General features: G+C 50.4%; 9 protein-coding genes. 7 read left to right on the forward strand and 2 right to left on the reverse strand.

All coding sequences use genetic code 11. The annotated features are described in order from the left end of the window. Positions 1–320: hypothetical protein (locus QM529_06870; protein ID MDI9314376.1), on the reverse strand; the 320-nt coding region annotated here is incomplete at its 3' end. Positions 321–479: 159 nt separating this feature from the next. Between QM529_06870 and QM529_06875 the strand changes: the two genes are divergently transcribed. From QM529_06875 to guaA, 4 genes are read left to right on the forward strand one after another with little or no spacing between them, the layout of a single operon-like run. Continuing rightward, the gene (locus tag QM529_06875; protein MDI9314377.1) at positions 480–1,091 is read left to right on the forward strand and encodes a VTT domain-containing protein; all 612 of its coding nucleotides are present in this window, start codon (positions 480–482) and stop codon (positions 1,089–1,091) included. Between the two features lie 45 nt (positions 1,092–1,136). Beyond that, positions 1,137–1,631, forward strand: a complete 495-nt coding sequence (locus QM529_06880; GenBank protein ID MDI9314378.1) for a disulfide bond formation protein B — start codon at positions 1,137–1,139, stop codon at positions 1,629–1,631. Next, the gene (locus QM529_06885) at positions 1,631–2,188 is read left to right on the forward strand and encodes a demethoxyubiquinone hydroxylase family protein (GenBank protein ID MDI9314379.1); all 558 of its coding nucleotides are present in this window, start codon (positions 1,631–1,633) and stop codon (positions 2,186–2,188) included. The genes QM529_06880 and QM529_06885 overlap by 1 nt, the downstream gene beginning before the upstream one ends. A 1-nt stretch (position 2,189) precedes the next feature. After that, positions 2,190–3,779 carry a glutamine-hydrolyzing GMP synthase gene (gene guaA / locus QM529_06890; protein MDI9314380.1) on the forward strand — a complete coding sequence of 530 codons (1,590 nt, stop codon included), beginning with the start codon at positions 2,190–2,192 and terminating at the stop codon, positions 3,777–3,779. On the opposite strand, the gene QM529_06895 is transcribed toward guaA, so the two are convergent. Next, positions 3,780–4,373, reverse strand: a complete 594-nt coding sequence (locus tag QM529_06895; GenBank protein ID MDI9314381.1) for a hypothetical protein — start codon at positions 4,371–4,373, stop codon at positions 3,780–3,782. Positions 4,374–4,481: 108 nt separating this feature from the next. Between QM529_06895 and ispH the strand changes: the two genes are divergently transcribed. The 3 genes from ispH to rnhA form a co-directional block, all read left to right on the forward strand. Beyond that, positions 4,482–5,465: a 4-hydroxy-3-methylbut-2-enyl diphosphate reductase gene (ispH, locus tag QM529_06900; GenBank protein ID MDI9314382.1), complete on the forward strand. Its 984-nt coding sequence runs from the start codon at positions 4,482–4,484 to the stop codon at positions 5,463–5,465. 29 nt (positions 5,466–5,494) lie between these two features. Further along, entirely contained in the window at positions 5,495–6,508 is a 1,014-nt protein-coding gene (locus QM529_06905; GenBank protein ID MDI9314383.1) for a homoserine kinase, read from the forward strand. A 19-nt stretch (positions 6,509–6,527) separates the two neighbouring features. Next, positions 6,528–6,952 (forward strand): ribonuclease HI (gene rnhA / locus QM529_06910; protein MDI9314384.1); only part of this gene is annotated, 425 nt, incomplete at its 3' end.

The raw sequence follows: 6,952 nt of genomic DNA on the forward strand, positions 1-6,952 counted from the left end.
TAACCAACCCCGCCGGTCGCGGTGGAGGTATTACCGCCGATGCTGGGGCTTGACGAATTTGATTTGTTCCAATCGCCGGCGAAGCTGTAGACATAGCCGACATCAGCCTTTAATAATAATTTCCCGGCAACCGCGTTGGCCAGCAATGGGCCGTTCGCGCCGGTGCCGAGATTGGCTTTATTGCCAGCATTTTGGGCATTGGCGTGGGTGGTGAAAACCGCGCTGGATAGGGTGGATGTAATTAACAGCGCAAATAATTTTTGCGCTATCGCTTCGCTGTTTGAGCGCGAAGTTATTTTGGTGCGTAAATTCTTTTTCATGGCGTTATTTTTAACATATTTTTACGGGTGTCCGCAAGTGCAAAAATTACTATTCCACCATTGGCGGTGTTTGTATAAATTTTGTCTTTGATGGTTAATATTTTCGCCGCCGTCATTCTCGCCCTTGCTTTTTTTAGCGAATGCAGATAAACCCCGCTGATGTTGCATAAATTATACAATCGCGTCCTGGGGTGGAGCGCGCATAAAAAAGCCGTGCCATTGTTATGGGGCACGTCGGTCATTGATTCAATTTTCTTCCCGATTCCGCCATTGGTGATGTTGTTGCCGATGATGTTGGCGCGACCAAAAAAATCTTTCTCCTTTGCCTTTGCCACCACCGTCGGGTCGATTATCGGCGGGCTTATGGCCTACACCCTGGGGTATTTTTTTGCCGACGCCCTGCAACCGATTGTTACCCACTGGCTGGGCGGCGCGGGGAAATTTGATTGCATCAAGGGTATTTATAACCAATATGGTTTTGTCGCCGTGATGATATGGGGGTTTTTGCCGGTGCCCTATAAAGTTATCACCTGGGCCTCGGGGTTTTTTCAATTGCCCTTATGGATATTTATTCTTGCCTCGGTGCTCGGACGTTCGGTGCGTTATTTCGGCATCGGCGCGGTGTTTTATTATTTTGGTGCGCCGGCCAAAAAATATATCGACAAGCATTTCAACACCGTTGCCATTATCGGCGCGGTGTTGATGATTGTGGTGGCGGTGCTGTATTTTATGCATCGCCAGTCATCCTTCATGCCGGCAACCTGCGGTTAGTGGTTTGGGGCTTGTGGTCGGGACAATTTTTTTTTATAAACTGACATGACCAAAACGCCGCCATTATTTCTAACCTACATTGTTTTTGGTTTGGGGATTCTAACTTCCGTTTGGGTGTTGCAATATGGTTTTGGCTTTTTGCCCTGCCCGCTTTGTTATTATCAACGTTACCCGTGGTGGCTGATGTTATTTTTGGGGCTGTTCTCTTGCCTGTTGAATATTGTTTACCGCCAACGCGACAGCCACCGCTTCTTCATCCTGACCTTGGGGGTTTTTGTCATGTTGTTTTCAATGATGCTGGCCGCCTATCACGCCGGTGTTGAATGGCAATTTTGGCCCGGACCGAAAAGCTGTTCGTCGGTCAACATGCTCGACCCGATGGCCAAATCGGTCGACGATTTTTTCAACGCCGCCAACGTGGTCAGTTGTAATAAGCCGGCGGTGGTTTTCCTCGGCCTGTCATTATCTGGTTGGAATTTTGTCGCCAGCACGTTGGTTGCTATCTATCTTTTGACGTTGTTATTTGCTAAAAAGCGATAATGGCATACGACCAACAACCTTTTTATTTACCGGGGGATCGCAAAAACAAACACGACCTGTCGCCGCTGTACCGCGTTGACCAAGCCGGCGAATTGGGGGCGGTGCAAATTTACAGCGGGCAAATGCGCGGCGTAAAAAACCCGAATGCCAACACCCGCGCCCTGTTGGCGGAGATGAAAGAGCATGAAGAAGAACATTTCGGCGAATTCAATCGGCTTATCAGCACCCACCAAACACGGCCAAGTTTTTTCTATCCCATTTGGAAGCGATTGGGTTTTGCGGTCGGTTTTTTAACCGCGCGGTCGGGCATCCCCTCGGCCATGAGCCTGACCGTCGCGGTCGAGGATGAAATCAACGAACATTATTTGGAACAGTTGGCGACGCTGGACCCGGCATCCCCCCTGTGGCAAAAAATTGAAAAATTCCGCCAAGACGAATTATTGCACCGCGATACCGCGTTGGAGCAAGGGGCCAAAGAAATGAAATTTTACCAAACATTTTATCCACTGGTGCGGCGTGTGTCGCGCTTGGCCATTAATATTGCAAAAAAAATATAATATGGAAAAAATCCTGATAGCTGATTTTGGGTCGCAGGTTACCCAATTAATCGCGCGGCGTTTGCGTGCCCACCAATTTCTGGCGGAGATTATCCCATTTCACAAATTGGCCGAGGTTTTTTACGCGGGTGGTGACGGCAATATCCGTGGCGTGATTCTATCGGGCGGGCCGGCGTCGGTTTTGTCGCCCGATGCGCCGGCGGTCGAAAAAAAATTGCTCAACGATATAATTGAGGCGCATATTCCCATCTTGGGTATTTGTTACGGCCAACAATTATTGGCGCATTTGCTGGGTGGGAAAGTGTCCCCCGGCACAACGCGTGAATTTGGTTTGGCGAATATCCGCGTCGTTGCCGACAGCCCATTGTTTAAAAACTACAATGCAACCAAGGTTTGGATGAGCCACGGCGACCATGTGGCCACCTTGCCAAAGGATTTTGTCGCCATGGCGGTCAGCGACGGCGCGCCATTCGCCATCATGGGCAACGAAGCGCAAAAAATTTACGGCATGCAATTCCACCCCGAGGTCAGCCACACCGACCAGGGCGATATCATGTTAAAAAATTTCGCGGCCGATATTTGCGCCATGCAACCCAATTGGCAAATGGCCGATATGATCCCCGAGATGACCGCCGCCATAAGAAAAAAAGTCGGCAATAGAAAAATCATCGCCGGATTATCAGGCGGGGTTGACAGCTCGGTCGCCGCCATATTAACCGCGGCGGCGTTGCAAGAAAACACAAAACCCGGCAACCCACCGCAAATGACCTGCATCTTGGTCGACCATGGGTTGTTGCGCGCGAACGAGGGGGATGAGGTTCAAAAAGCCCTCGCCCCCTACCCCCATTTGGATGTTCGCCTGATAAATGCCGAGGATAAATTTTTGAGCGCGTTGCGCGACGTTATCGACCCCGAACAAAAACGAAAAATCATCGGCAAATTATTTATCGAGGTGTTCGAGGCCGAGGCAAAAAAAATCGTCGGCGACAGCACCGAAGAAAAATTTTTATTGCAGGGCACGCTATACCCCGATGTTATCGAATCGGTTTCAGTGTCGGGCGCGCCATCGGCCACCATTAAATCGCACCACAATGTTGGCGGCCTGCCGGAAAAAATGAACTTCAGCTTGCTGGAACCATTGCGCATGCTGTTCAAGGACGAGGTTCGCCTGCTCGGCCGCGCCCTCGGCCTGCCCGACGGGCTCATCAACCGCCACCCGTTCCCCGGGCCGGGCCTTGCCATTCGTGTCATGGGGGAGGTCACGCGGGAGCATTGCGACATCTTGCGACTTGCCGATAGTATTTACATCGACCAGATAAAAAAATTCGGGCTGTATGATAAAATTTGGCAGGCCTTTGCCGTGCTCTTGCCGATTCAAACCGTCGGCGTCATGGGCGATGGGCGGACTTATGAAAAGGTCTTGGCCCTGCGCGCCGTAACATCGCAAGACGGCATGACCGCCGATAGTTTTTATTTCCCCGAGGATTTCATAAAAACCACCACCACCAGGTTGGTGAATGAGGTCAAGGGGATAAGCCGCGTCGTCCTCGACATAACATCCAAACCACCGGCAACTATCGAGTGGGAGTGATTAAAACCCCAACCCCGAGGGTAAGCGCGGTGAGGTGTCGCCGCTTTTAATCTGGTTCAATTCGTTTTCGTTTAATTGTATCGCCATGGTGATGCGGAAACTTGACGGCGGGTGGTCGTAATCCAACAATGTTACAATTCGGTTATCCCACGTAAAATATTTCGTATGCCCCATGGTCAGGTCGGTATCGTTTTTATCCAAAATTTTTAATTTTTGAATTTTTTTATTAATCACTTTTGATTTTTTATCGAACAATGTAACCACCACGGCCAGCGAATCGGCCTTGCTTATTTTCGGGCCGAACACCACCTTAACCTGCGCCGGCAGGGTAACCACCAATTGCCGCCCGCCGTTTTCAATCGAACAATCGCCCACCCCATGGCCGACCGACGCCTGGTATTTCAATTGCGCCGGGTCGTTGCCGTCGCCGGCGAAGCGGTAAACGGTTTGCGCAATATCCAGCACATTAACCTGGGGGCAATTCGATGACGAAATGGCGTTACTGCCCGACCCGCCACCACAAGCCGCCAGCATCAATGGCGCAAGCAGTCCCAATGACAAACAAAAATAGTGAATAACGCGCTTTTTTGACATTACAAAACAATCAGGCTATACCATCCTTAAACAACTATCACGCCAATTTCAAGCCGTTATATCGTCCAATCTTTGATAACCCCTTGCCACCCCCGATTGAGTCTTGCCATGCCAAACCCTAAACCGCCGTTAGAAATTTTACTCGCCGCGCCACGCGGGTTTTGCGCCGGCGTTGAACGGGCGATTGAAATTGTCGAATTGGCGATAGAACGTTACGGCGCGCCGGTTTACGTGCGGCATGAAATTGTTCATAATGTTTTTGTCGTCGAACGGCTTCGCTCGCTCGGCGCGGTTTTTGTCAAAGAGCTAACCGACATACCCGACACCGACCAACCTGTAATATTTTCGGCGCACGGCGTGCCGCAATCGGTGCCCGCCATGGCGCGACACCGCAATTTATTTTTTCTTGATGCGACCTGCCCGCTGGTGAGCAAGGTGCATCGCGAAACCATTCGCCACGTGGCCGACGGCCGAATCGTTTTGCTGATTGGCCACAAACACCACCCCGAGGTTATCGGCACCATGGGCCAGGTGGAGGAAGGTCGCGTGCTGTTGATTGAAACCAAGGAAGATATCGACGGGCTTGACCTGCCGGACAGCACGCCATTGGCCTACGCCACGCAAACCACCCTGTCGGTTTCGGAAACCGCGGCGATGATTAACCTGCTGAGGCAAAAATTTCCTGACATCGTTGGGCCAAAAAAGGAAGATATTTGCTATGCCACCACCAACCGGCAACGGGCGGTGGCCGAGCTGGCCAAGCAAGCCGATTATATTTTGGTGGTCGGGTCGCAGAATTCTTCCAATTCAAAACGCTTGCTGGAGGTCGGGTTAGAATCCGGCATCGCGCGCGGCAAATTAATCAACAGCGCGCAAGATATCGATTACACCGATTTTGACGGCGCAAAAAAAATTGCCCTGACCGCCGGCGCGTCGGCGCCCGATGAATTGGTGATGGGGGTGATAAATGCGCTGAAGGAAAAATTCGCCGTCACCCTGACCCATTTTTCAATCGCCAAGGAAACAATCAATTTTAAATTGCCGCGCGAATTGATAACGCTTGAAAAAAAATTATCAGCGCAGAATTCATAAAATTTTAAAATTTATTGTAACGCAACATCATGGCCGTCTATACCCACCTTACCCAAGGCGAGATTGCCGATGTCATTGCCGATTACAACATTGGCCGATTGCTGTCGGCCAATGAAATCGTCAAGGGCGTTTCCAATTCAAATTATTTATTGCGGGTTGCACCCGATAATGCGCCAGCGACAAAATATATCTTTACGATTTTTGAAGAACGCACCGACGCCGATGACTTGCCATTTTGTTTTGGCTTGACCGACCATTTGGCGAAACGGGGTTTTCCCTGCCCACTGCCGCTGAAAAACAAACACGACCAAATTGTCACCATGGTCAAGGATAAACCGGCGGTGATTATTTCATTTTTGCCCGGCAGTGAAAAAGAACAATGGAACGATGCCGATTGTTTTTCGGCCGGCGAAACATTGGCGCGGTTACATAATACCACCCGCGATTTTGCCATGACGCGCGACAATAAATTATCATTAACCGGTTGGGAAAAATTATGGGCCACGGCCAACCAACAATTCCACAACCCAACCATCGCGGGCGACATGGCCACCCTGACCGAAAAATTCGCCGTTGTAAAAAACTATTGGCGCGATGTTCCACCCACCATGCCGCGCGGTGCTTGCCACGCCGATTTTTTCCCCGACAATGTTTTTTTTGCCGATGCAAAAACCGCGCGCATCACCGGCGTTATCGATTTTTATTTTGCCTGCACCGATTTTTTGGCATACGACTTGGCGATTGCCGTAACCGCCTGGTGTTTTCAAAACGCGAATCGGTCGGCGGCATTTCAACCCAAGATGTGCGAACAATTATTGGCGGGGTATTTATCGTTGCGACCATTACAAGTTGATGAAAAAAAATATTTTATCAATTTGCTTATCGGCGCGGCCTGGCGATTCGCCTTAACAAGGTTTTATGATTTTCACGCCCACCGCGATGGCGATATTGTCAAACCGAAAGACCCGGCATTTTATCGGGCAATGCTCGATTGGCTGCTCCTGCCCGACAGCCAATCGACAATAAAAAAATTATTACCATAATAACCTCACGAAAAAAAACATGATAAAAATCTATTGCGATGGTTCGTGCCTTGGCAACCCCGGCCCGGGGGGATGGTGCGCCATTTTGCAACACCCAAGTAGCACCGCCGAAAAAATATTAAAGGGCGGGGCACCGCACACCACCAACAACCAAATGGAATTGACCGCCGCCCTGATGGCGCTCAACGCCGTGACCAAAGACATCACCATCGAGGTTTACACTGACTCGCAATACTTACAAAAAGGCATCGGCGAATGGTCAAAAAAATGGTTGCAAAATGGTTTTAAAACCGCCGACAAAAAACCAATCAAAAACCAAGAGCTGTGGCGGGCGTTGTTGACCCATCGCCACCTGGCCCGTGTTTCATTTCATTGGGTTAAGGGGCACGCCGGCCACGCCGAAAACGAACGCGCCGATGTGATTGCGCGCGGCGAGGCCGAACG

Origin of the sequence: Hydrotalea sp. (assembly GCA_030054115.1) — a bacterium.
In the GTDB taxonomy this organism is placed as follows: Bacteria; Pseudomonadota; Alphaproteobacteria; order JASGCL01; family JASGCL01; genus JASGCL01.

Bases quoted from the DNA above. Each gene is read 5' to 3' on its own strand.
- QM529_06875 (MDI9314377.1), top strand. From the start codon at position 480: ATGTTGCATAAATTATACAATCGCGTCCTGGGGTGGAGCGCGCATAAA.
- QM529_06880 (MDI9314378.1), top strand. From the start codon at position 1,137: ATGACCAAAACGCCGCCATTATTTCTAACCTACATTGTTTTTGGTTTG.
- QM529_06885 (MDI9314379.1), top strand. From the start codon at position 1,631: ATGGCATACGACCAACAACCTTTTTATTTACCGGGGGATCGCAAAAAC.
- guaA (MDI9314380.1), top strand. From the start codon at position 2,190: ATGGAAAAAATCCTGATAGCTGATTTTGGGTCGCAGGTTACCCAATTA.
- QM529_06895 (MDI9314381.1), bottom strand. From the start codon at position 4,373: ATGTCAAAAAAGCGCGTTATTCACTATTTTTGTTTGTCATTGGGACTG.
- ispH (MDI9314382.1), top strand. From the start codon at position 4,482: ATGCCAAACCCTAAACCGCCGTTAGAAATTTTACTCGCCGCGCCACGC.
- QM529_06905 (MDI9314383.1), top strand. From the start codon at position 5,495: ATGGCCGTCTATACCCACCTTACCCAAGGCGAGATTGCCGATGTCATT.